The sequence below is a fragment of the Kitasatospora sp. GP30 genome, assembly GCF_029892145.1.
Classification (GTDB): Bacteria; Actinomycetota; Actinomycetes; order Streptomycetales; family Streptomycetaceae; genus Kitasatospora; species Kitasatospora acidiphila.
In genome coordinates this window covers 210,462-232,879 of the sequence record NZ_JARZAH010000005.1, presented here as the reverse complement: position 1 = coordinate 232,879, position 22,418 = coordinate 210,462, and the positions used below count along the sequence as shown (strand labels likewise).

At 73.5% G+C, this 22,418-nt stretch carries 22 protein-coding genes and 1 pseudogene; 13 read left to right on the top strand and 10 right to left on the bottom strand.

Translation table 11 applies throughout. From position 1 onward, the window contains the following. Positions 1-18 precede the first annotated feature (18 nt). Positions 19-711, top strand: coding sequence for an HAD family hydrolase (locus P3T35_RS11000; protein ID WP_101384531.1), 693 nt, complete (start codon positions 19-21; stop codon positions 709-711). Then, on the top strand, positions 711-1,148 hold the full coding sequence (locus tag P3T35_RS10995; RefSeq protein ID WP_101384530.1) for an NUDIX domain-containing protein: 438 nt from the start codon (positions 711-713) through the stop codon (positions 1,146-1,148). The genes P3T35_RS11000 and P3T35_RS10995 overlap by 1 nt, the downstream gene beginning before the upstream one ends. A gap of 40 nt (positions 1,149-1,188) precedes the next feature. On the opposite strand, the gene P3T35_RS10990 is transcribed toward P3T35_RS10995, so the two are convergent. The 3 genes from P3T35_RS10990 to gndA are packed head-to-tail and all read right to left on the bottom strand — an operon-like array spanning position 1,189 to position 4,513. Then, complete coding sequence (locus tag P3T35_RS10990; protein WP_101384529.1) at positions 1,189-2,004, bottom strand: family 1 encapsulin nanocompartment shell protein; 816 nt, start codon at positions 2,002-2,004, stop codon at positions 1,189-1,191. Next, positions 2,001-3,080, bottom strand: a complete 1,080-nt coding sequence (locus P3T35_RS10985; protein WP_101384528.1) for a Dyp-type peroxidase — start codon at positions 3,078-3,080, stop codon at positions 2,001-2,003. The genes P3T35_RS10990 and P3T35_RS10985 overlap by 4 nt, the downstream gene beginning before the upstream one ends. Next, entirely contained in the window at positions 3,077-4,513 is a 1,437-nt protein-coding gene (gene gndA / locus P3T35_RS10980; protein WP_218976843.1) for an NADP-dependent phosphogluconate dehydrogenase, read from the bottom strand. Before gndA ends, P3T35_RS10985 begins: the two co-directional genes overlap by 4 nt. A gap of 328 nt (positions 4,514-4,841) precedes the next feature. Between gndA and P3T35_RS10975 the strand changes: the two genes are divergently transcribed. The 6 genes from P3T35_RS10975 (at position 4,842) to P3T35_RS10950 (ending at position 11,145) form a co-directional block, all read left to right on the top strand. Further along, positions 4,842-5,366 carry a PadR family transcriptional regulator gene (locus tag P3T35_RS10975; protein ID WP_101384526.1) on the top strand — a complete coding sequence of 175 codons (525 nt, stop codon included), beginning with the start codon at positions 4,842-4,844 and terminating at the stop codon, positions 5,364-5,366. A gap of 1 nt (position 5,367) precedes the next feature. Continuing rightward, positions 5,368-6,093, top strand: coding sequence for an ABC transporter ATP-binding protein (locus P3T35_RS10970; protein WP_101384525.1), 726 nt, complete (start codon positions 5,368-5,370; stop codon positions 6,091-6,093). After that, positions 6,090-8,396 (top strand): ABC transporter permease, encoded by a 2,307-nt coding sequence (locus P3T35_RS10965; RefSeq protein ID WP_101384524.1) that lies wholly within the window; start codon positions 6,090-6,092, stop codon positions 8,394-8,396. The genes P3T35_RS10970 and P3T35_RS10965 overlap by 4 nt, the downstream gene beginning before the upstream one ends. Before the next feature lie 240 nt (positions 8,397-8,636). Continuing rightward, positions 8,637-9,422, top strand: coding sequence for a hypothetical protein (locus tag P3T35_RS10960; RefSeq protein WP_101384523.1), 786 nt, complete (start codon positions 8,637-8,639; stop codon positions 9,420-9,422). A 103-nt stretch (positions 9,423-9,525) separates the two neighbouring features. Continuing rightward, on the top strand, positions 9,526-10,080 hold the full coding sequence (locus P3T35_RS10955) for a hypothetical protein (protein ID WP_101384522.1): 555 nt from the start codon (positions 9,526-9,528) through the stop codon (positions 10,078-10,080). Between the two features lie 324 nt (positions 10,081-10,404). Further along, positions 10,405-11,145, top strand: a complete 741-nt coding sequence (locus P3T35_RS10950) for a YoaK family protein (protein WP_101384521.1) — start codon at positions 10,405-10,407, stop codon at positions 11,143-11,145. Here the strand turns inward: P3T35_RS10950 and P3T35_RS10945 are convergent. From P3T35_RS10945 to P3T35_RS10935, 3 genes are all read right to left on the bottom strand, one after another. Beyond that, positions 11,108-11,632, bottom strand: a complete 525-nt coding sequence (locus P3T35_RS10945; RefSeq protein ID WP_101384520.1) for a GNAT family N-acetyltransferase — start codon at positions 11,630-11,632, stop codon at positions 11,108-11,110. The two genes, P3T35_RS10950 and P3T35_RS10945, sit on opposite strands and share 38 nt — an antisense overlap. Before the next feature lie 49 nt (positions 11,633-11,681). Then, complete coding sequence (locus tag P3T35_RS10940; protein ID WP_180356820.1) at positions 11,682-12,860, bottom strand: lanthionine synthetase C family protein; 1,179 nt, start codon at positions 12,858-12,860, stop codon at positions 11,682-11,684. Positions 12,861-13,155: 295 nt separating this feature from the next. Then, positions 13,156-16,407 carry a lantibiotic dehydratase gene (locus P3T35_RS10935; protein ID WP_101384518.1) on the bottom strand — a complete coding sequence of 1,084 codons (3,252 nt, stop codon included), beginning with the start codon at positions 16,405-16,407 and terminating at the stop codon, positions 13,156-13,158. A gap of 245 nt (positions 16,408-16,652) precedes the next feature. Between P3T35_RS10935 and P3T35_RS10930 the strand changes: the two genes are divergently transcribed. Continuing rightward, entirely contained in the window at positions 16,653-16,784 is a 132-nt protein-coding gene (locus P3T35_RS10930) for a hypothetical protein (protein WP_280705585.1), read from the top strand. A gap of 133 nt (positions 16,785-16,917) precedes the next feature. Here the strand turns inward: P3T35_RS10930 and P3T35_RS10925 are convergent, their stop codons facing one another. Beyond that, positions 16,918-17,826, bottom strand: coding sequence for a cupin domain-containing protein (locus P3T35_RS10925; protein ID WP_101384517.1), 909 nt, complete (start codon positions 17,824-17,826; stop codon positions 16,918-16,920). A gap of 464 nt (positions 17,827-18,290) precedes the next feature. Here P3T35_RS10925 and P3T35_RS10920 point away from each other — a divergent pair, with 464 nt between their 5' ends. Then, positions 18,291-19,073 carry an SGNH/GDSL hydrolase family protein gene (locus tag P3T35_RS10920; protein ID WP_101384516.1) on the top strand — a complete coding sequence of 261 codons (783 nt, stop codon included), beginning with the start codon at positions 18,291-18,293 and terminating at the stop codon, positions 19,071-19,073. 142 nt (positions 19,074-19,215) lie between these two features. On the opposite strand, the gene P3T35_RS10915 is transcribed toward P3T35_RS10920, so the two are convergent. Together P3T35_RS10915 and P3T35_RS10910 are read right to left on the bottom strand one after the other, a co-directional pair. Beyond that, on the bottom strand, positions 19,216-19,491 hold the full coding sequence (locus P3T35_RS10915; protein WP_101384515.1) for a DUF4190 domain-containing protein: 276 nt from the start codon (positions 19,489-19,491) through the stop codon (positions 19,216-19,218). A gap of 69 nt (positions 19,492-19,560) precedes the next feature. Further along, positions 19,561-19,713 (bottom strand): hypothetical protein, encoded by a 153-nt coding sequence (locus P3T35_RS10910; protein ID WP_180356819.1) that lies wholly within the window; start codon positions 19,711-19,713, stop codon positions 19,561-19,563. A gap of 142 nt (positions 19,714-19,855) precedes the next feature. Between P3T35_RS10910 and P3T35_RS10905 the strand changes: the two genes are divergently transcribed. The 3 genes and pseudogenes from P3T35_RS10905 to P3T35_RS10895 form a co-directional block, all read left to right on the top strand. Further along, positions 19,856-20,533, top strand: coding sequence for a TetR family transcriptional regulator (locus P3T35_RS10905; protein WP_280705581.1), 678 nt, complete (start codon positions 19,856-19,858; stop codon positions 20,531-20,533). Between the two features lie 265 nt (positions 20,534-20,798). Next, on the top strand, positions 20,799-21,140 hold the full coding sequence (locus P3T35_RS10900; RefSeq protein WP_101384513.1) for a rodlet layer protein: 342 nt from the start codon (positions 20,799-20,801) through the stop codon (positions 21,138-21,140). 144 nt (positions 21,141-21,284) lie between these two features. Further along, positions 21,285-22,209 (top strand): annotated as a pseudogene (locus tag P3T35_RS10895) (cellulose synthase catalytic subunit); the annotation flags it as partial. On the opposite strand, the gene P3T35_RS10890 reads toward P3T35_RS10895, so the two are convergent. Next, positions 22,161-22,325 (bottom strand): hypothetical protein, encoded by a 165-nt coding sequence (locus P3T35_RS10890; RefSeq protein ID WP_180356222.1) that lies wholly within the window; start codon positions 22,323-22,325, stop codon positions 22,161-22,163. The pseudogene P3T35_RS10895 and the gene P3T35_RS10890 overlap by 49 nt on opposite strands. Positions 22,326-22,418: the final 93 nt, after the last annotated feature.

Below are 22,418 nucleotides of genomic sequence, written 5' to 3'. Positions count from 1 at the left end.
ACCACATAGGGTGACCGGATGCGACATGACAAGCAGGTCCTGGTCTTCGACGCGGACGACACGCTGTGGGAGAACAACGTCCGCTTCGAGCGGGCGACCGAGCTGTTCCTGGACCTGGTGGTCCCGCCCGCGGCGAGCCGGGAGGCCGCTCAAGCCGAGCTGAACCGGATCGAGGCGGCCAACGCCAGGACGCTGGGCTACGGCTCCAAGGTCTTCCAGCGCAGCATGGGCGAGTGCTTCGAGCTGCTGCACCAGCGGTCGCTGGTCCCGCGGGAGGCGGCCCGGCTGGCGGAGCTGGCCGCCTCGGTCACCAGCGCCGAGGTGGAGCTGATCCCGGGCGTGGCCGACACCCTCGCCGCCCTGGCCGATCGGCACCACCTGATGCTGCTCACCAAGGGCGACACCGCCGAGCAGCAGGCCAAGGTGGACGCCTCCGGACTGGCCGGCCACTTCGAGTCCGTGCACATCGTCGCCGAGAAGAACCTCGCGACCTACCGGCAGCTGATCGACCAGCACGGACTGCTCCCCGGGCAGACCTGGATGATCGGCAACTCGCCGAAGTCGGACATCCTGCCGGCTCGCGGCGCCGGGCTGAACGCCGTGTTCATCCCCAACCCGCACACCTGGGTGCTGGACCACGCCGAGCTGGACCCGGCGGACACCGGGGTCCTGCACCTCGACGCCTTCGCCGAGCTGGGAGAGCACTTCTGATGGCCCGTCAGCTGACTCCGTCGGTCTCCTGCGTCTTCGTGTGCCATGACGGCGCGGGGCGCGTGCTGCTGGCCCGCCGGGGTGCGGCGGCGCGGGACGAGCCGGGCCGCTGGGACTGCGGCGCGGGGGCGCTGGAGTTCGGCGAGAGCTTCGAGGCGGCGGTGGCCCGCGAGGTGTGGGAGGAGTACCGCGCCGACGCGCTGGCGATCGAGGTGCTGGGCGTGCGCAATGTGCTGCGCGGCGAGCCGGTCGACTCGCACTGGGTGGCCGTGGTCTGCGCGGTGCTGGTGGACCCGGCGCAGACGGCGATCGGCGAGCCGCACAAGTTCGACCGGCTCGACTGGTTCACCCCGGACACCCTGCCGGCCCCGCTGCACTCCCAGCTGGCGCCCACCCTGGAGCTGGCGCTCAACCGCCTACGGACGCCCGCGGCCTGACGACGGCCTGCCCTTCAGAGCTCCACCGCCCCGGAAGCGGTCAGAGCTCGACCGCCCCGGCGGCCGTCAGCGCGACCGCCGCCTCCGGCGAGTAGAGCGAGAAAGTCAGCGACTCCTGGAGGTAGAGCCGCACCTCGCGGGTGTCGTGCGAGAGGTAGCCGATCGACAGGTCCTGGCCGAGGTGGAGCTCGAAGTCCCCACCGCGGGTGGAGAGCACCACCGCGCCGGCCAGCGCCGGAGCCCAGATGATCTCGCCGGTCACCACCCGGGCCAGGTGCTGGCGCACCGGGTAGCCGTGGTTGGAGGTCTCGTTGACGGCGGTGTAGGCGTCGGCGCCGAGCAGCAGCGAGTACGGCCCGTCGACACCGGCCAGGCGCAGCGTGGTGAGCGCCCGGCTGACCGCGTCGGGGTAGTCGGCGACGTCGTGCGGCAGGGTGATCGGGCCGCTCTGGGCACCGCTGCGCACGCCGGTGATGCCGGCGGCCGGCCAGCCCTCGAAGACGGCGGTGTCCTCGGCCTGGGCGATGCTGCGGGCGGCGTCCTTGACGGGCTGCCAGTCGGAGTCCTTGCTGCCGCGTTCGACGTTGTCGATCTCCTGGCGGGAGAGGGTGAACGGCACCCGCAGCTCGACCACCGGGCGGGATTCACGGGCCCTGGCCTCGGTGCCGGGCACCAGCGGGTCGATCGGCCGCTGGTGGCCGGAGCCGACGGCGGCCAGCTCCGGGCCGTCGGGTCCGGACAGGTCGACCACCCGGCGGCCCGCCAGGTGCAGGGTGAAGGTGCGGCGGGCCTCCTCCTCGATCTCGGCCCAGGCTTCGCTGGAGATCGGGGCCAGTTCGCGGTGCAGGTTGTTCATCGGTGCGGGCTCCTTCTGAGGCTGCCGATGCCGAGGGATCCGTCGGCGCGGGAGCTGGGTGGTGCGGTGGCCGGCTCGGCGGTGGCAGCAGCGGCTGCGCCGGGCACGACGGCGGTCGGCGCCGTGCCGTCCGAAGCGCCGCCGGCGGGCGGCGGGTCGTCCAGCAGGTCGGCGGGCGGCACGAAGAACAGGCTGCCGGTGACCGCGGTGGAGAAGTCCAGGATGCGGTCGTGGCCGGCCGTGCCGCGGCCGAGGAACATGTTGCGCAGCATCTCCTCGGTGACGGCCGGAGTGCGGCAGTAGCCGATGAAGTAGGTGCCGAACTCCCCGTCCGCGAAGCTGCCGAACGGCATGTTGGCGCGCAGGATCTGCCGTTCGGTGCCGTCCGGCGCCGGGTCCAGGCTGGTCAACGCGACATGCGAGTCGGCGGGCTTGAGCTCGTCGGGCAGCTCGATGTCGGCGAGCTTGGTGCGGCCGATGGCCCGTTCCTGGTCGTCGGTGCCGAGTTGCTGCCAGGCCGTCAGATCGTGCAGGTACTTCTGGACGATGACATAGCTGCCGCCCGCGAACGCCGGGTCCTCGGCGCCGATCAGGGCGGCGGCGTCGGCTTCCGCGTCCTCCGGGTTCTCGGTGCCGTCGACGAATCCGAGCAGGTCGCGCCGGTCGAAGTACTGGAAGCCGGCGGTCTCGTCGGCCACCCGTACGGCGTCGCCCAGGCGGGCCATGATCTGCCCGGCCAGTTCGAAGCAGACGTCGGCGCGTTCGGCGCGCAGGTGGAGCAGCAGGTCGCCGGGGGTGGCGGGGGCGGTGTGCCGGGGGCCGTGCAGTTCGGGGAAGGGGTGCAGTTCGGCTGGGCGCGGTCCGCCGAAGAGCCGGTCCCAGAGTGCGGAGCCGATCCCGGTGACGCAGCTGAGCCGGCCGTCGGGCACCCGGAACCCGACGGCGCGGCGCAGCCCGGCGAGCTCGGGGAGCAGCTCGCGGACCGCGCCCTCGCCGCCGGGCCGGACGGTCAGCACCAGGAACCGCGCGGCGCTGGTGAGCGGGGTGCTGACCGTCTGGGGTCTGGCGTCGGTCACTGCCGCTGCTCGCTGCGGTCGCCGGCCCAGAGGGTGTGGAAGGTGCCTTCGCGGTCGACGCGCTGGTAGGTGTGGGCGCCGAAGAAGTCGCGCTGGGCCTGGATCAGGGCGGCCGGCAGGCGGGTGGCGCGCAGCGAGTCGTAGTAGGCGAGGGCGGTGGCGAAGCCGGGGGTGGGGATGCCGAGCTGGGCCGCGGTGGTGACGACTCGTCGCCAGGCGGACTGGGCCTCGCCGAGCGCCTTGGTGAAGTACTCGTCGGCGAGCAGCGTGGGCAGCTGGGGATCGGCCTGGTAGGCGGCGGTGATCCGGTTGAGGAAGCGGGCCCGGATGATGCAGCCGCCGCGCCAGATGGCGGCCATGTCACCGAGGTTGACGTTCCAGCCGTATTCGGCGCTGCCGGCCTGGATCTCGTGGAAGCCCTGCGCATAGGCGACGATCTTGGAGGCGTAGAGGGCCTGTTCGACGTCCTCGGCGAACCGGTCGGAGGCGGCGCTGTCCAGCCAGGTCTCGGTGGGGCCGGGCAGGTCGCGGGCCGCCTCGCGCAGTGCGACGCTCCCGGAGAGGGAGCGGGCGAAGACGGCTTCGGCGATGCCGTTGACCGGCACGCCGAGGTCGAGTGCGGTCTGCACGGTCCAGCGTCCGGTGCCCTTCTGCTCGGCCCGGTCCTGGACGATGTCGACGAACGGCCGGCCGGTCTCGGCGTCGGTGTGGTTGAGCACCTCGGCGGTGATCTCGATGAGGTAGGACTCCAGCCGGCCGGCGTTCCAGCCCTGGAAGATCTTGGCGATCTCGGCGGGCTGGCGGCCGGCGCCGTGCCGCAGCAGGTCGTAGGCCTCGGCGATCAGCTGCATGTCGGCGTACTCGATGCCGTTGTGCACCATCTTGACGAAGTGCCCGGCGCCGTCGGGGCCGACGTGGGTGCAGCAGGGGCGGCCGTCGACCTGGGCGGCGATCGACTCGAGCAGCGGGCCGAGGCTCTGGTAGGCCTCGGCGGTGCCGCCGGGCATGATGCTCGGGCCGTTGAGCGCGCCCTCCTCGCCGCCGGAGATGCCGGTGCCGACGAAGTGCAGGCCGCGCTCGCGCAGGGCGGCCTCGCGCCGCCGGGTGTCCTGGAAGTGGGCGTTGCCGCCGTCGACCACGATGTCGCCGGGTTCCAGCAGCGGCACGAACTCGTCGATCACCGCGTCGGTGGGGGCGCCGGCCTTGACCATGATGACGATCCGTCGGGGGCGGGCGAGGCTGGCGACCAGGTCCTGCGGGGTCTCGGCCGGGACGAAGTCGCCCTCCTGGCCGAACTCCTCGACCAGGGCGCGGGTCCGGGTCGGCGTCCGGTTGTAGAGGGCCACCCGGTGGCCGTGCCGGGCGAAGTTGCGGGCCAGGTTGCGACCCATGACGGCGAGTCCGATGACGCCGATGTCGGCAGGTGTCCGCACGCTCATGCAGAGGGCTCCAGTCGTTCGTCTCGTGCCGCGGTTGGGCGGTGGGCCGGGCCGGCCGGTGCCGCGAGGATGGGCCTCTGCCAGCCTGCCGTGCCCGGGTGGCGCGCGCACTTCGAAACGCCAGTGGGTACCGCGACGGCATCCGTACGGCGCCCGAAGAACGTGTACTGAGAGTCTGTCAGCTGGGGTGCTTCCCTGACCGCGCCCCGGCCCGGACGGCCGGACTGTCAGAAGTAGCCGGGGATCCTTCGCAGCTGTCGGAGCGTCAGTAGCACCGGGGTGTATACACTCGTGGATATACATCGCGTGTATAGTCGGCGGCATGTCACTCGGACACACCATCCTGGGCCTCCTGGAGTCCCAGCCGCGGCACGGCTACGACCTCAAGCGCGCCTATGACGAGCAGTTCGGCCACACCCGCGCCCTGCCCTACGGCCAGGTCTACGCGACCCTCTCCCGCCTGCTGAAGAACGGCCTGGTCGAGGTCGACGGCACCGAGCCGGGCGACGGGCCGGAACGCAAGCGCTATGTGATCACCGAGGCCGGGATCACCGACGTCGCCCGCTGGCTGGCCGAGCCGGAGCAGCCCAGCTCCTACCTGCAGAGCACCCTCTACACCAAGGTGGTGCTGGCGCTGCTCACCGGCCGCCCGGCCCGCGAGCTGCTGAGCACCCAGCGCGCCGAGCACCTGCGCCAGATGCGCGAGCTGACCCAGCGCAAGCTCACCGGCGACCTCGCCGACCAACTGCTCTGCGACCACGCACTGTTCCACCTGGAGGCCGACCTGCGCTGGCTGGAACTGACCGCGGCCCGACTCGACGAACTGACCCGGAAGGTGCGTGGCTGAGATGACGACGACCACCGCCCTGAACACAGCCCCCGGCGCCGCCGCCCGGGACGGCGCCCTGCTGGCCGGGCTGGACCTGCACAAGAGCTTCGGTCCCACCGCCGCCCTGGCGGGCGCGAGTCTGGACGTGCTGCCCGGCGAGCTGATCGCCCTGCTGGGCGCCTCCGGCTCCGGCAAGTCCACCCTGCTGCACTGCCTGGCCGGCCTGACCCGACCCGACGCGGGCACCGTCGGCTATCGCGGCGCGGACCTGTGGGCCATGTCGGACGCGGCCCGCAGCGCGCTGCGCCGCACCGAGTTCGGCTTCGTCTTCCAGTTCGGCCAGCTGGTGCCGGAGCTCACCCTGCTGGAGAACACCGCGCTGCCGCTGCGGCTGAACGGGCAGCGCCGCCGGCCCGCCGAGCAGCAGGCCCGCGACTGGCTGCAGCGCCTCGACATTGCCGACCTCGCCGGCAAGCGGCCCGGCGAGCTGTCCGGCGGCCAGGGCCAGCGGGCCGCGATCGCCCGCGCCTTGGTCACCGGCCCCTCGGTGGTCTTCGCCGACGAGCCCACCGGCGCGCTGGACTCGCTGCACGGCGAGCGGGTGATGGCGCTGCTCAGCGCGGCGGCCCGGGACAGCGGCGCGGCCGTCGTCCTGGTCACCCACGACATGCGGGTGGCGGCCTACGCCGACCGCGAGGTCGTGGTCCACGACGGCCGCACCGAGGACCGGGGACGGCTGCTGTGACGAACACTGCGCGTTCGGCGTCCTGGCCCACCCAGCTGCTGCTCGGTGTGCGGATGGCGCTGGTCGGCGGCCGGGACTGCCGGCTGCGCACCCTGCTCACCGCTGTCGGTGTCGGGCTGGGCGTCACCGCACTGCTGCTGGCCGCCTCGATGCCGGCCGTGCGCGCCCACCGGGACGACCGGCTGCGCGCCCAGTCCGGCGCGCTGATCTCCGCCCCGCACGCCGACCGGTCGGACCACAGCCTGCTGATGGCCGACATCAGCACCAGCTTCCACGGCCGCCAGGTGCTCGGCCGGGCGGTGCACCCCGAAGGCCCGGCCGCCCCGGTGCCGCCCGGACTGACGAGCTATCCGGCGCCCGGCACCATGGCGGTCTCCCCCGCCCTGGCCGAGCTGCTGCGCTCCCCGTCCGGCAGGCTGCTGCGCGACCGGCTGCCCGAGCCGATCACCGGGACGGTCGGACCGGCCGGACTGGTCGGCCCCGGCGACTACGCCTTCTTCCTCGGCAGCGACCAGCTCGCCGACAGCGCCCAGGGCGTGGTGCGGCTGGACCACTTCGCCGACCAGCTGCCGCCGAAGCCGACCGATCCACTGCTGGTGCTGCTCACCGTGGCGGGGGTGGTGATCCTGCTCTGCCCGGTGGCGGTGTTCCTCGCCGCCGCCGTCCGGTTCGGCGGCGAGGCCCGCGACCGGCGGCTGGCCGCGCTGCGGCTGGCCGGCGCGGACCGGGCGACGACCGCGCGGATCGCGGCCGGCGAGTCACTGCTCGGGTCGCTGCTCGGCCTGCTGGTCGGCGCCGGCTGCTATCTGACGGCCCGTCAATTGATCGAACGTTTCACCGTGGCCGGTCTGAGCGTGTTCCGCAGTGACTTCTATCCGCAGCCGGTGCTCGCGGCGGTCGCGCTGCTCGCCGTGCCGCTGCTGGCGGTGCTGGTGACGCTGCTGACCATGCGTCGGATCGCCGCCGAGCCGCTGGGTGTGGTGCGCGGCGCCCGGACCAGGCCGCGCCGCGTCTGGTGGCGGATCGCGCTGCCGGCGGCGGGGGTCGCTCTGCTGGTCGGCGAGCGGGACCAACTGGCCGTCGGGTTCGGCACGCAGGGGATCGCGATCGTGGTGACCGGGCTGCTGCTGCTCCTGGTCGGCACCACGCTGCTGCTGCCGCCGCTGCTCGACTGGGCCGGACGGGCGCTGCGCCGGGTCGACGGACCGCCCGCCTGGCAACTGGCGCTGGCCCGGGTGCGGTTCAGCCCGGAGACCGCGACCCGCCCGGTGACCGGGATCGTGGTCACCGTCGCCGGGGCGATCGCCCTGCAGTCCCTGCTGGGAGCGATGGCGACCGCCCGCAGCACCGTGGACGCCAGGTACACCGACCAGGCCCTGATCACCGCGCACTTCACCCCCGGCAGTGGCGCGCGCGCCACGGAGTACGCCGGCCAGGTGCGCGGTAGCGCCGGGGTGGCGGACGTGGTCGGCTACACCGAGTTCTACGGGACGAGCGGCGACCGCGCGATGACCGTCTGGGTGGCCGACTGCCCGACGCTGCGCCGGTTCGCCCCGATCACCGACTGCGCCGACGGCGACGTCTTCACCGCCCGCAGTGCGGCCGGGCCCGCGACGATCGACCCGCTCACCGTGGCGGGCGCGGCGACTCCGTGGCAGCCGCCGGCCGCCCGGGCCGCGGTCACCACGCTGACCGTCCCCGACCTGCCCCCCGGTCCACCGATCAGGACCGGCCTGCTGGCCACGCCGGGTGCCGTGCCGGCCGCCCTGCTTCAGCCGCAGCGCGCCATCCTGGCGCTGCACACCGTGCCCGGTCAGCCCGACGCGGACGAACTGGCTCGCACCGCGGTGGCCCGGCTGGACCGGCAGGCCGCGCTGTACCGGCCGGCCGACCCGCAGCCGGACCAGGGCTTCCTGAGCATCCGTCGGGCACTGACCGCCGGTACCGCGGCGATCCTGGCGCTGATCGGCGCGGGCATGCTGGTCGGGCTGCTGGAACAACTGCGCGAGCAGCGGCGGACGTTGGCCGTGCTCACCGCCTTCGGCACCCGGCGGCGCACGCTGGCCTGCTCGCTGCTGTGGCAGAGCGGCGTCCCGGTGCTGGTCGGGCTGGCGCTGGCGGCGGTCTCGGGGATCGGCCTGGCCGCCTCACTGCTCTACTTGGAACGGCTGCGGCCGGTCGTCGCCTGGCAGGACGTCCTGGTGCTCACCGGGGTCGGGGCCGCCGCGGTCCTCGCGACCACGCTGCTGAGCCTGCCGGCGCTGTGGCGGCGGACCAACGGGGGCGGCCTGCGGCACGAGTAGCGGCGGACCAACGGGGCGGCCGGCGGTGCGAGTAGCGGTGACCGGCGGGGCGGCCTGCGCTACGAGTAGCGGTGACCGGCGGGGCGGCCTGCGGTACGAGTAGCGCGACCGGCGGGTGGAGAACACGGACGGCGTATCGGAGCGGCAGCTCAAGGGGCCGCCCTGAGCATGCCAAGATTGACATTCCGTCAGGGCCCCGCCCGTGCTCCACCCGCCGGGCGACCGATCCAGGAGGCCGCCTTGAGCCCGTTCGCCAAGCACGCCCACGCCACGCACACCAATCTCTGCCAGTACCCCCTCCCCCACGACTACTTCGGCAGCCTCGCACCGCTGCGCTACCGGACCCCCGACTTCAGCCGCGACCTGCTCACCGCCACGGTGGCCGAGCTGCGCCACCGCCGCGGCCGCAGCCGGCTGAAGGTGGTCGACCTGGCCTGCGGCTACGGGGTCAACAGCGCACTGCTGAAGCACGGCGTGGACTTCGCGGGCTTCGCGCGCCTCTACCGGCGCCCGGCCGGTCCGGAGGGCGCGGTGGCCCGGGACCGCGCCCACTTCGCCGCCCGGCCCGTGGATCAGGAGCTGACCGTGGTCGGCGTCGACATCTCGACCGCCGCCACCGGCTACGGCCTGGCCACCGGCCTGCTCGACGCGGTGGTCAGCACCGACCTGGAGCACGGCGAGCCGACCGAGGCCGACCGGGCGGCGCTGGCGGACGCGGACCTGGTGCTGGCCACCGGCGGCGTCGCCACCCTGGCCCGGGTGCTGGCACTGCAGACCACGCCCCCGGCCGTGCTCGGCTGGCCGCTCTACGGGCAGTGCACCGAGGAACTCGTCGACTGCCTCACGGCGCACCGCCTCACGGTCTCCAGCCCCGACACCACCCCGCGCCACCAACGGCACTTCGCCACCCCGCACGAGCGCGAGGCCTACCACTACAGCCTGCGGCGCCAGCGCCTCGAAGTGGCCGGCTCGGCAGCCGAACGCAGCCTGTGCGTCACGCCGTTGCTGGCGATGCCGCACGCCTGAGCCGCCACTGCACGCCGTTTGAGCCGACCGGCCACCCGCAGCCGTTGACCTTGACGGGAGCGCGATCCGGTCGGTGGCGCGCAACGACGGCAGGAGGCGGGCAGTGCTCAGCTTTCACGGCGCGTGGCGGATCACCGTCGTCAGCAAGAGCGCGGACTTCGACCAGCGGGTGGTGGTCCGGACCGACTACGGCGACCGCGTGCTCCCCGGCCGACCGGGCGCCACCCTGGAGGTGGACCTGGAGTGCTGGCGACTCTCCCTCGAGCACCTGCTCTGGGGGCGCAGCTGGCAGCCGAACCTGCGGACCGTGCCGGGCCCGGTCACCGAGCAGAACGGCCTCCGCAGCCGGCTGCTGACCAGCAACGACTGCCAGTGGCCGGGCAAGCCCCTGGACCACCCGAACCTGGTGGTGCGGCTGGACCAGGTGGTGGCGGCGAAGGCTGCGCAGGCCGCCGCACCGCTGCCGGCGGCGACCCGGAGCATCCGGACGTCGTCAACCGCCGACTACAGCACTGGCCTTGCCCACCGCCGGTCAACGCCCGCCGCGGACCGCCAGCCGGCCGCCGACCCATCGCCGGGCGGCCGCGTGCCGTCCCCGGCGGCGGCCGCCGGTGCGGTGGCGGCCCGGGTCGGTGAGGCTGAGCAGCAGGGCGAGTAGCGGCGGTCCGGTCAGCAGCAGCACGGTGATCATCAAGCCCGGCACCTCTTCCGATCGTGAGCGAACGGCTCAAGGGCAGTCTCACCAGTGCCGGCCGGAAGGTAACCGTCCGTCACACCGGCGAGCCAAGCCGATCACCCGCCCCGCGCAACCGCGGTTCCGGCGAGCGGCCGCACCGCCGTCCCGTCCGGGTGACTACCCGCAACCCCGGCCGTCGACTCGCCCGGACCGGATCCGCCCCGGGGCGCGCTGATCCGCGGTCGGCGCGGGGGCAGGCCCTAAGCTCCCCACCAGCACACCGCGCGGACCAGGGGAGGCGATGAGGTGCGAGCGCTGCTCCACGGGGCGTGGCGGACGGTCCTGCCCGTGCCCGGCGATCCGCACGGGCCGCTGCCGCCGCTGCTGCTCGGGCTCACCCTGCTCAGCGGAATGGTCGACGCGGCGAGCTATCTGATCCTGGGTCATGTCTTCGTGGCGAACATGACGGGCAACGTGGTCTTCCTCGGCTTCGCGCTGGCCGGCGCGCCGGGCTTCTCGGTCACCTCCCAGCTGGTCGCGCTGGCGGCGTTCGCGGTGGGGGCGTTCCTCGGCGGGCGCCTGCTCGGTCCGCTCGGGCACCGCGGTCGGGTGCTGGTGCGGGCCGGGCTCGCCGAGACGGTGCTGCTGGCCGCCGCCGCACTGGTACTGGTGGTCGACCCGGTGGCGGAGGCGGGTAGTTCGGACAGTTCCCGCTATCTGACCATCGCCGTGCTGGCCGTCGCGATGGGCATCCAGAACGCGCTGGTCCAGGTGATCGCCGTACCGGGGTTGACCACCACCGTGCTCACACGCACCATCACCGCCGTCTTCACCGACTCCGGACGCACCGGCCGCTTCCAGGAGCAGGGCGGCCGCCAGCTGCTCTCCGTCCTGACCCTGGCCGGCGGGGCGGTCACCGGAGCCGCCCTGGTGCTGCACAGCGACCAGCCGACCGCCGTCGCCGTCCCCGCCGGCCTCGCCGCCGTGGTCACCCTCGGCGCCGCCAGGTCTACGCGTGCGGGCGGCGAGTGGGCGACGCCGCGCTGAGCAGCCGGGTGACGGTCCCGTCGTCCTCGGCGATGTCCCGCACGTGCCGGAAGCCCAGCTTGCCGAGCGCGGCCAGCGAAGCGGCGTTCGGCTCGGCCACCGTCGCATAGACCTGCTCCAGGCCCAGCGCCTCGAAGCCGTGGGCCACCACGGCCCCCGCCAACTCCGTGCCGAGGCCCTGGCCCCACCGGTCGGGGGCGAGGCAGTAGACCAGCTCGTGGCCGTCGACGACCTTGGCCGGCTTGATCTCCGCGTGGCCCGCCAGGCGGCCGTCGCCCTGGCGCACCGCCCAGACGTGGAAGCGCTCGCTCGCGTAGGCGTGGGTGAAGATCCGGGCGAACGTGGCGCGGTAGTCGGCCTCGGGCCATGGTCCGTTCCCCATCCACCTGGAGACCCTGGCGTCCAGGAAGAGCGCCGTGAAGTCGTCCTCGTCCGCTGGAACGTAGGGCTCCAGCAGCAGCCGGTCGGTGCGCAGGGTCGGTGTCATGGCCGGTGACGCTAGCCGCCACCGTTCGCTCGCGGCAACCGGGTTTACGTCAGCTGATCAGCAGGAACGCGTCCCACTCGGGCGGGCCTGCCGGTGGGTGGGTGTACGCGTGCAGGGCGAGGGCGGCGCCCGCCGTGCCCTCCAGCAGGCCCGGCGGCTCGCCGGCGCCGAGCGCGGCGTCGAGCTCGCGGGTGACCGTGGCGGCCAGTACCGGCAGGTGGGCGGCCAGGTCTGCGGAGCCGGAATCCTGCGCCATCCGCTGGGTGATGCGCAGCAGGCCGCCGGTGCCGTGACAGAGCCCGGTGCCCTCCAGGCGCCAGGCGGACGGGTCGCGCAGGGTGTCCGCCAGGGCGGCGACGGCGGTGCCCCGCCAGTCGGCGCGGCCCAGGGCGGCGCCGGCGAGGAACAGCGCACGGGCGACGCCGGGGGTCCCGTAGCACCAGGCGGCGCGGGTCGGCGGATCGGCGGGCAGCCGTCCCGCCTCCTCGTCCTCGACGCGCACGGTCATCGGCCAGGCGGCATCGACTCGCCGGGCAACCAGCCAACCGGCCAGCGCCTCGATCGCCGTGTCCTGCCCGGGCACCTGGACGCCGTGCAGGCGGGCCAGGGCCAGTAGGGCAAGCGGTCCCGGAACGCCGTGCGCCAGGCCGAGGTTGAGGTGTCCCCTGGGGAACTCGGGGTCGGGGCCGGGCAGTCCCGGGCCGCCGGCGGTCCACCAGTTCGGCAGCCCGGCATCGCCGCTCGGCGCGGCCAAATCGACCAGTGAGCCCAATAGTTCGGCCAGCGGAGGCTGGTCCGGTGCCAGGGCGAGCAGCAGCCGGCCGAGGCCCGTCGCGCCCGAGACGGTGTCAAAGGCGTGCGCCCGCAGGCCCGTGCCGGCGGCCAGGTCTTCCCTGAGCATGGCGGTGCGTTGAGCGGCGGCCTGCCCGACTCGGGGAGCCAAGCCGTCGAGGAGGGCGCGGTACTCGCCCGGCCGCCGAACCATCGTGCGGGCGGCGTATGCGATGGCACCGACCCCGGAGTACAGCCCAACCCCCCGCATCGCCCCGGGTGACTTCGCGGCGGCCACGAGGTGCCCGTGTGCGGCCCGGCGCAGGTCGGCATCGTCCACACCATCAGCCAGCGCGGCGAGCGCAACGGCGGCACCGGCCCGGCCAGTCGCCAGCGAATGCGCGACACCCTGCGATCCGCCATCGAACACCTCGGGCGCACTCAGCAGTTCAGCCACCGCACGGATGGCCCCCACCGCGCTCACCGGCCCAACCGCCAAGCCCGGTGGGCCTCCACGGCACCCCAGGCCCGACCTGTCGCGAGCGAACGCACGGCGCCCTGCGATCCGATCTCGAACACCTCAGGCGCACCCAGCAGCCCGGCCACCCCACGGCTCACCGGCCCAACCACCAAGCCCGATCCGCCTCCACGACACCCCAGGCCCAGCCCAACCCGAGCACCCCGCCGTCCAACGCCGAACACCTCAGGCGCGCCCGGCAGCTCAGCCACCCCACACATGGCCCCCACCGCGCTCACCGGCTCAACCCCCGCGCTCGGTGGGCCTCCACGGCGCCCCTGGCGACCGCGTATGCCCGGCGCTCCGCCTCGGGGTCGATGCCGGCCAGCCGGTTGTGGCTCATGTGGAGCAGGGAGGCCAGCACCGGATCGGCCGACGAACGGTCCAGCCTGGCCGCGTAGGCGGCGAGGACGGTCGCCCGCTGCTGCCATGCTGCCGTCAGTGCGGGGTCGGCGGGGAGCAGGCCGCCTGCCGGGGAGCTCGGGCCGTCGGAGCCGATCGCCCGCAGCGCTGCCGCGCGGTGCGTACGGAACGCCTGGTGATGCTGCTCCGACTTCGGGTAGGCCGCCGCCAGCCAGGCGCCGACTGACGGTCCGTCAGCTATACCGCTCAGGAAGTCCCGTGCGATGCCCGCCGTGTTCACAGCGGCCACCAGCTCCCGGGAGAGACTGCGCTCCGCTCGGGCCAGCCGCAGTGCGGCGAGGGTGACCAGGCTGTCGGCGTGGAACACCCGTTCGGCGTCCGCCAGTAGGCCGGGTCCGCCGTAGCGGTCGGTCTCGGGCGCGTAGCTTTCCAGGCGCAGGTCGGCGGCGAGCCCGGCCCGGCGCAGCTCGACTGCCCAGTCGTGCAGCGTGGACAGCAGGTCGGCAGCCAGGGCCGGTGGCGCGCCGTGGAAGCGCAGCCGCAGGTGGGGCGAGGAGTCCTGGTAGCGGATGAAGAACCAGCGGTCCACCTCCCCCGGCAACGCGTCGACCAGTCGGGGAAGTTGGTCGACCAGGATCTCCTCGTGGCGTGCTTCGGCGGCGGCCAGGCGGGCGAACAGCCAGGATCCACCCGGCAGTTCGACGCCCCGCGGGTGCCGAGCGGGGAGCAGGATGCGCGGCCGGGGCGTCAACCCCGGCGTGGCCCGGCGCCGCAGTGGGACCACCAGCTCGGCGGTGTGTGCGCCGTCCGGTCCGCGCAGCCAGCCGCCATCGCCGGCGGGGGCCAGGTCCTCCTGCAGCACGGTGGGCGCGTCGGAACGCGCCTGGCGGTGCAACAGCCGCTGATGCCATGCGAGATCGAGGTCCAGGCTGATCCGCTGGTCACCGCTCACCAGGCGGACGGCGGCCGGCACGCCCCAGCGCCGACGCCACTGGGCCAGCCCCTCGGCCCACTGCTCGAACCGGGCCGAGGCCGCCGGGACGGGTGCGGTCAGCCGCCAACTGGCCGGCGCCAGCACCACCCTGCCGCGCCGCACCCGGGGCAGCGCGGGTGCGCTGCCGGCCGCGCCCCAGTCCCAGGCCTGCCAGGGGCGCTGTCCGGTGAGCTGCACCTCCTGGAGGAACCGGGCCGCATTGGGCGCGCCCGTACGCAGGTTGAGCGCATGGCGGGCGGTGGCCCGGACCTCCCGGCCCAGGCTGCGGGAGTAGACGGCGAGCCGTTCGAGGTCGGCCACCACGACCAGGTCGTCCAGCGGCAGCACGGTCGGACCACCTGCGTCGGGGAAGCCGCTGACCACCACCCGGTGGTCGAGCCAGCGCGGTGTCAGCGCGATGTTGGCGTGGCGCGGCCGGTAGGGGGTGAACTCCAGGTGCGCTTCCACCACTTCGCCTTCCCCACCCCCGGCGGCTTCGGCCAGCAGCGCTCCGCCATCCCCGTCCCCAGCTCCGGCCCCATCCCCATCCGCACCCACACCCGCACCCGCACCCGCACCCGCACCCGCACCCGCACCCGCGAGCAGCGTGGCGAAGCGGCCGAAGGTCGCACCGGCCCGGTCGCTGCCGGCGGTCGGAGAGAGCAGCAGCCGGAACTCCCCGGCGTCCAGTGCCTCGACGGACTCCGCCGCCAGTTCGGCGTACAGCTCCAGCTCGGCGGGCGGGACCTGGGCAGCGCCGTCGGCCGGCTCGCCCGGCGCCAGGCGCTCCAACAGCTCGTCGTCCAGCACCACTTCCGGCAGCAGGCCGTCTGCTCCACGGTCGGCGAGGGCACCTGCCGCCAGTTCGGCCAGGAGCCGGTCGCGGGCCTTGTCGGCGTCGGTGCGGGCTCGGGTCGGCTGCGGATTGGCCGCACCACGGCCGCCGACCGGACGCTGGTAGCCGGCCGGCGGTCCCAAACCGGTGTCGGAGTCGAGCAGTTCGGCCAGTGGCACGGGGCTGTGCACTCCGTACCGCTCGATGAACTCCGCATGGTACGTGCGCAGTTGCTCGGGTGCGGCGGTCGGCGGCGACAACCGCCAGAGCACGGTGGCGGCCTGCTCCAGCTCGGTGCGGACCTGTTCGGGCAGGACGATCTCGGCGTCCAGCGCGAGGTCCGCGTGGATCGGGCGGTCGGCCGGTGCGAGGCGGACCATCCGCGCCCGCGCCGCACGGATCAGCTCGTCGCCCTGGCCGCGCGATGCCGTTGCCGCCCGCGCCAACTGGTCGCGGATGTCCACCAGTTCGGGCCGGACCGGATGGTTGGCCGGCAGTCGTTGCAGGACGTGGCGCAGCAGGTCCGTGCAACTGGATGGAGGCGTCAGGTCGGTGTGCAGGAATCCCTGCTGGACCAGGGTGCGGACCAGGGCCCCGATCGCTTCGGCGGGGGCCGCCGGGAACTCGGCTGCCAGCGCGGCGAGCAGTTCGCCGTGCGCGATCGGCGCGGTGGCGGCCCGCACGGCGGCCCGGACCACGGCGGTGGCCCGGACGGTCCGTTCGGCAATCGGCTGGTCCGCGGTGCCGACGGCGGGTCCGCGCTCGGGCAGGTAGGACAGCACCAGCCGGTCCCCGCGCAGCACGGCCTGCTGGTCCAGCACCAGGCGCAGTCCGGGCAGCACCGCCGGGTCGGTGCGCAACCGGTCGAGCAGTGGCAGCAGCCAGCCGAGGTCGGGGCGCAGGGCGCGGCGGTAGGTCCCGTTCCAGCGGATCTTGGCCGTCGTGTCGAAGCGTGCCGTCGCCACTGCGGCCAGCAGTCCGAACGGGGTCGGCCGGGTGGCCATCCGCAGCCGGTAGCGGCTGACCGCCTCGGCCGCACGACGCAGGGCGGCAGCGCGGGGGGCGGTGCCGGCGGTGATCTGGTCGAGCACGTCGGCCAGCGAGGGGCTGGAGACCTCGATCGCCTCCCGCAGGACGGGGTCGGCGGCGGCCTCGGCGAGGTGGGCGAGCAGTGCGGCCGCGCTGTCGTCCTGGGGGTCCGCGGGCTCGGCGGGGACCGTTCGGCCGTGCGAGCGCGACAGCGCCGGGGTCCGCAGCAGGACCGGGCCGGTCGCGGTGAAGAGCGCGCTCTGCCGTGCCCTGTGCGTTGTGCCCACGGTGCTCCTCGCGCTTGGTGCGTCGTTCCGGGTGCCGTCACCGACTGCGGGGCGGCCTGTCGGTCTGTGTGTATCCCGGTGATCCGTAGCTGTCCACCATCGATCGAGGAGGTCCGGAAGGCGTCGATGATTGGCTGAATCCGTCCATCCGGATGTGCAGGGCCATTGTCCGGCCGTTCACAAGCTGCCTAACGTCCGCTGCAGTCCGCCGCGGCCAGTCGCGGCACCGACGAAGGGAGGCCCCCATGGCCGACGACATGCAGGAGCTGTTCGACCTCGACGTGCAGGACCTGGTTTCGACCGAGCTCGGTGACCAGCAGGAGGCTGCCTACAGCATCTCCTGTGACGGGTCCTGCACCCGCCCGCTCTGTATCTGACCTAGCGTCAGATCAGGCAGCAGCATAGGGCGCGGCTGCCCGGGTCGTCCAAACGACCCGGGCAACCGCGCCCTTCCGCATGCGCGGGCCTAGTGCTGGGCAACCGAGCCCGCGCCCTTGCGCATGAGCGGACTCAGTTCCCCAGCACGCCGGCGCCGCCGTCCGCCGCGAGCGCGGGCAGCGGCCCGCGGGCCAGGCGCAGCAGTTCCTCGGGCGTCAGCCGGTCCAGCCTGGCGCGGCCGAGCCTCAGCAGCTCAGCAGCCGCGGCCAGCAACTCCGCCTCGCTGGCCGGACGTTCCGGCAAGCCGGCCGCCCACTCGCCGGCGGCCAGCCATTGCCCGATCGCGCCGCGCATCCGGCCCGTGCCCGCCTCCCGGATGGTGAACGAGAGGTGGATCGACAGCCCCTGGCTCCCCGTTGCCGCATGCGGGGCTCCGCGCGGCACATAGAGCACCTCGCCCGCCTTGAGCACCGACCTCAGCGCCACCGCGCCGGGCTCGGGGGCCGGCCCGGGTCGCCAGCGACCGTCGACGGGGGCCTGGTGGACGATCCACTCCTTCTCCCCGGCGAGTTGGACGACCAGCACATCGGCGTCGTCCCGGTGGACATCGAGCCCACGCCGGCCGGCGCCGGTCGCGAAGCAGAACGCCTCGGTGCGGCGGCCCAGTTCGACCGCGATACTGGTGGCCAGCGCGCGCACCGCCGGGTGCCACTGGTCCAGCTGCGGGAGCAGCAGCGTGGCGCCGTCGGCCAGCAGGGCGGCGATCCGTTCGGCGTCGGCGAAGCCGTCCTCCCGACGTCCGGCGACGACGCGGGCGGTGCAGAACTCCGCGGCCGGCACCACCTCGCCGTCCCGGACCATCTCGACGTACGGCACCCGCAGCAGCCCGCCGCGAAGCGCCTCGTCCAGTTCGCCGGGTGTGGGCAGCCCGGTCGGCCGGCCGACGGGGCGGAACACCTCCGGCTGCCGCTGCGCCAGCGCCTTGGCCAAGGCCGCCCTGTCCCCGACCAACTCGGCCAGTACTTCCGCCGCTCCCGCCATCTTCCGTCCTTTCGTCCCGTCGCCGACCACCGGCCGACCGTCCCATAACGAACGGATGGCTGCCGGTCGCCGGTTTACCGCGGATCCGCCACCTGGTCGAGAACCGGCCACCTTCACGCCACCATCAGGCCTCGGACACCTTCCGCCACGGGCCCGAACCGGGAGGCCGGCCACCGGGTCCGCCCTGGTCACCACGGCAATCGGGCCGGACGGAGGGCACCACCGTCGGCAGCGGCGCCGGGTCGTCCGGCCCCGGGAGAGCTCCGGGAGGGCTCCGTGGGATACATCACACCCTCATCGCACGGGGTCTGAACGGCCATCGGCGGGCGGGTGAACTCCGCTCTCACGAAACGGCCCCTCGATCATCACGGGTGTATTCCCGCAGACCGGGTGGCCAGCGTCACGCTCCGCCACCCCACACCTACGGTGGCGTAGGTCACTTGAGATAGTGAACTATTCAACGCATGGCTGACCAACTGGAGACCCTTGCCCTCAGCTCCTACGCAGCCCTCGGGGACAGCTTCACCGAGGGACTGAACGACCCGGCACCGGACGGCGGATTCGCCGGCTGGGCCGACCGGCTCGCCGGACTGCTGGCCGAACGCCGGCCCGCCGGTGAGTTCCACTACGCAAACCTCGCCGTGCGCGGACGGCTGCTCGACCAGATCGTCACCGAGCAGATTCCGCGGATCCGGCAGCTCAGCCCCGACTTGGTCACCTTCGCCGCCGGTGGCAACGACATCCTGCGGCCGGGCAGCGACCCGGACGTGGTCGCCGAGCGCTTCGAAGCCGCGGTCCGCGAGCTGCGCGAGTCGACCGGCAAGGTGCTGATCTGCACCGGCTTCGACACCCGCGGCGTGCCGCTGCTGAAGCACCTGCGCGGCAAGATCGCCACCTACAACGTGCACCTGCGTGCGATCGCGGACCGCAACGACTGTGCGGTGGCGGACCTTTGGTCGCTGAAGACCATCCAGGACCGCCGGGCCTGGAGCGAGGACCGGCTGCACCTCTCTCCGGAGGGCCATCAGCGGGTGGCACTGCTGGCCGCCCGGGCGCTGGGCCTGGGGACCGAGATGGACCCGGCCGAGCCCTGGCCGCTGGAGCCCCCGCACACCGCCGCCGAACTGCGCCGGGAGAACCTGCAGTGGGCCCGCGAGCACCTGCTGCCGTGGGTGGGCCGCCGACTGCGCGGTGAGTCCTCCGGCGACCACGTGCAGGCCAAGCGGCCGGAACTGCGGCCGTACTGAAGGCAACGCAGCCGCCCTGAGAGCAACGCGGCGGCGCTGGAAGCAACGCGGTCGCGCTGAAAGCGACTTGGCGGGCCCGGACCACTGATCTGGTCCAGACCCGCCAAGTTCAGCAGCCCACCCGAAGCAAGCTGACGCAGTGTCAGCCGAACTGCCAGAGCACCCCGTGCCCGGCGACGAGCGCCACCGCGAGCACCACCAGGTCGGCCGCGCCCAGGGCGAGCCCGAGCAGTGCCCGGCCCCGGCGCGCCGTGCCGCGGGTCAACGCGAGGCTGCCGAGGACCAGGGCGACCGGCCCCAGGATCAGATTGAAGAGCAGCAGCCCGATCAGACCCAGGATGAACGAGGCGACGGCCATCCCGTCGGCCTCGCGGCGCCGCACCCGCGCGGCGACCGAGGGGGTCGCGGCGGTCGGCATGACGGGCGCGACAGTTGTGGTTGTCTCCATGGTTTCCTCCCCAGTTCCTTTGCCGGCCTCGATGGAGCGTCAGTGCCGGCGCAGCCGGGTCAGGCCCTCGCGGGCCGCGAAGGCGAGCAGCCAGAAGCCGATGGCGCTCGCCGCGAAGACGAACCCCGTCAGCGAGGTGTGCGCCGCGGCACCGACCACCAGACCCAGTGCGAGCAGTGCGGCGAAGAACATGATCGACCCTTCGACAGAGGCGGACCGGGACGGCCGGACACCGGTCGGCAGCCAACTCAGCTAACAAGTGTTCGCCGACATCACCCACTCTACGCCTCCGCCGGGATGGCGGATGTCAGCAAACAGTTGTTTACTGAATGACGTGAGTCACACCCCCACCCCCGCCTCGGCCCCCACCCCACCGACCGGCACCCGGCAGGCCCAGAAGGAGCAGAGCCGCCGCGCCCTGCTGGACGCGAGCCTGCGCCTGCTGGACCACCAGAACCTCAGCGGCCTCGGCGTCCGCGAGGTGACCCGGGAGGCCGGCCTCTCCCCCGCCGGCTTCTACCGGCACTTCCGCGACCTCGACGAGCTGGGCGTGACCCTGGTCACCGAAGCGCTGGAGAACCTGCACCTGATGGTCCGCCGGGTCCTGGCCGAGCAGGGCGAGCCGACCGAGCTGATCGACCGGACGATCGCGGTGATCGCCCGCCATGTCCGCGAATACCGCCCGCACATCCGGTTCGTGGCCCGGGAGCGGCACGGCGGTGTGCGCCGGGTACGCGAGGCGATCGCCGCCGAGCTGTCCGCCTTCACCGAGGAGACGGCGACCGCGCTGGGCGCGCTGCCGCAGAGCGCCGGCTGGAGCGAGGCCGAGCTGCGGATGCTGGCCGGACTCTATGTGGAGCACATGGTGTCCACCGCGGCCGCGTTCATGGAGGCGCCGGCCGGCTCCCGGGCCGCCGAGCGCCGGATCGCCGCCCTGGCCCGCGACCAGCTGCACGTGATCAGCATCGGCCACCGGCACTGGCTGGCCGAGCGGCCCGCGGCGACCGAGTGACCACCCTGACCGTCGTGACCGCCCCGACCACCCGACCACCCCGACCGTCCTGACCACCCCGACCACCCGACCGTCGTGACCGCCCCGACCGGCACAACCGTCAACGCCTGATTGACCGTTCGCCGACGACACCATCGGACGGGTGACATCCGCGCCCGCCCAGTGTCCTCCCACCAGGGTGCCGCGTTGCACCGGACGCTGGTATGGAATGCCGGTGGACGGCTAGTGGCAGCCCGGTCCGCCGGCCCTGTGAAAGGAACGATTCATGATCAAGAAGGTCCTGGCGAGCGCCGGTCTCGCCGCGGCGGCAGTGGCCGCGATGGCCGGTCCCGCGAACGCCATCGCCAACGCCGACGGTTCGGCGGCTTCGATCCAGGGCAACGGCGGCACCAACCAGACCGACACCCACGGCGACCACAGCCCGAACTTCCACACGCTGGACAACCCGAACATCTGCCTGCCGCGGATCGACCACGTCGCGGTCGGCCTGATCGCCGCCATCAACGTCGAGATTCCGGTCGCCAACCAGCAGGCCGAGCAGATCTGCAACGTGGGCCACACCACCCAGACCACCGGCGACGGCGCGCTGTCGCACCTGATCGGCTGATCCGGCGGTCCACCGACTCGGGGCGGGTCCGTTTCGACGGGCCCGCCCCGAGTTGTTCCCGTGTTCACCGAGCTCCACCACCTCGCCATGAATGGTCTATACCAATCGCCCAGGGTGACCGTTCGACACGGCTGTGGGGGCCATATGACCGTCCATCACCTTCCGGCGCCACCGAACGACCAGGAGCTCTACGGGTGCTTCGGTCCGCAGTGCCGGTGGGTCCTGCTCTGCACATCGCTCGCCTTCGTCCTGACCGCCGCGACCATGCCCGCGTTCGCGCTCCGCACGCCGGCGCTCTGGGCGTTCCTCGCGGTCCTGGCACTCAATGTGCTGGCACTCGCACTCTCTTCGGTGAACAGCCTGCGGACCCGCCGGCTCACCCGGCAGTCGCACCAAGTGCTGCTGCGTGCCTGGCAAGGCGCGACCACGCCGAGCGTCGACCTCTATCTGCCCACCTGCGGCGAGCCGTTGGAGATCCTGGCCAACGCCTACCGCGCCGTCGCCGCCGTCGACTGGCCCGGCGAACTGACCGTCTGGGTGCTGGACGACGCCGACCGGCCTGAAGTGGCCCACATGGCCGCGGAGTTCGGATTCCGCTATGAAGTCCGGCCGGATCGCGGCCGGTTGAAGAAGGCCGGCGACCTCAACCACGCGCTGACCCGCTCCGGCGCCGAGTTCATCGCCATCCTGGACGCCGACTTCGCGCCGCGCCCGGACTTCCTGCACCACCTGGTGCCCTACTTCGCCGACCCGGCGATCGGCGTCGTGCAGAGCCGGCAGTGCTCCGACACCACCGCCGCGATGGGCTGGATCGAGCGGGCGGCCGGCGCCGCCCAGGAGCGGTTCTTCTGGTGGATCCAGGCCCTCCCGTGACGCCAGTGACGCGGCCATCTGCTGCGGCAGCAACGCGGTCGTCTACCGGCGCAGCGCGATCGACGCCGCCGGCGGGTTCGCCCGGCTCGACCACAGCGAGGACATGTACACCGGCCTCGCCCTGCACGGCCTGGGCTTCCGCACCCTCTACGTGCCGGTGCCGGTGCCCGTGCCGGTGGCCAAGGGCACCTCGCCGCCGCCTGGGACCAGGCGGTGCACCACGGGGTGTTCCTGGTGCTGGACGTCGCGGTCGGCGGTGGCCTGCCGGCGGCCTTCGGCCCAGCGGTGAGCGCGGCCACCGAGCCCGGGCACCCGATGCGGGTGCGGTCCGTCTCGGTGGCCTCCCGGGGCCGACGCGGCTCGGGCCCGCACCCTGCGCGGGGTGCGGGCCCGACCGGTCGAACG

Coding starts and splice junctions, on each gene's coding strand:
- P3T35_RS11000 (WP_101384531.1), top strand. CDS start 19: ATGCGACATGACAAGCAGGTCCTGGTCTTCGACGCGGACGACACGCTG.
- P3T35_RS10995 (WP_101384530.1), top strand. CDS start 711: ATGGCCCGTCAGCTGACTCCGTCGGTCTCCTGCGTCTTCGTGTGCCAT.
- P3T35_RS10990 (WP_101384529.1), bottom strand. CDS start 2,004: ATGAACAACCTGCACCGCGAACTGGCCCCGATCTCCAGCGAAGCCTGG.
- P3T35_RS10975 (WP_101384526.1), top strand. CDS start 4,842: ATGTCACTCGGACACACCATCCTGGGCCTCCTGGAGTCCCAGCCGCGG.
- P3T35_RS10970 (WP_101384525.1), top strand. CDS start 5,368: ATGACGACGACCACCGCCCTGAACACAGCCCCCGGCGCCGCCGCCCGG.
- P3T35_RS10945 (WP_101384520.1), bottom strand. CDS start 11,632: ATGACACCGACCCTGCGCACCGACCGGCTGCTGCTGGAGCCCTACGTT.
- P3T35_RS10930 (WP_280705585.1), top strand. CDS start 16,653: ATGGCCGACGACATGCAGGAGCTGTTCGACCTCGACGTGCAGGACCTG.
- P3T35_RS10925 (WP_101384517.1), bottom strand. CDS start 17,826: ATGGCGGGAGCGGCGGAAGTACTGGCCGAGTTGGTCGGGGACAGGGCG.
- P3T35_RS10920 (WP_101384516.1), top strand. CDS start 18,291: ATGGCTGACCAACTGGAGACCCTTGCCCTCAGCTCCTACGCAGCCCTC.
- P3T35_RS10915 (WP_101384515.1), bottom strand. CDS start 19,491: ATGCCGACCGCCGCGACCCCCTCGGTCGCCGCGCGGGTGCGGCGCCGC.
- P3T35_RS10910 (WP_180356819.1), bottom strand. CDS start 19,713: ATGTTCTTCGCCGCACTGCTCGCACTGGGTCTGGTGGTCGGTGCCGCG.
- P3T35_RS10900 (WP_101384513.1), top strand. CDS start 20,799: ATGATCAAGAAGGTCCTGGCGAGCGCCGGTCTCGCCGCGGCGGCAGTG.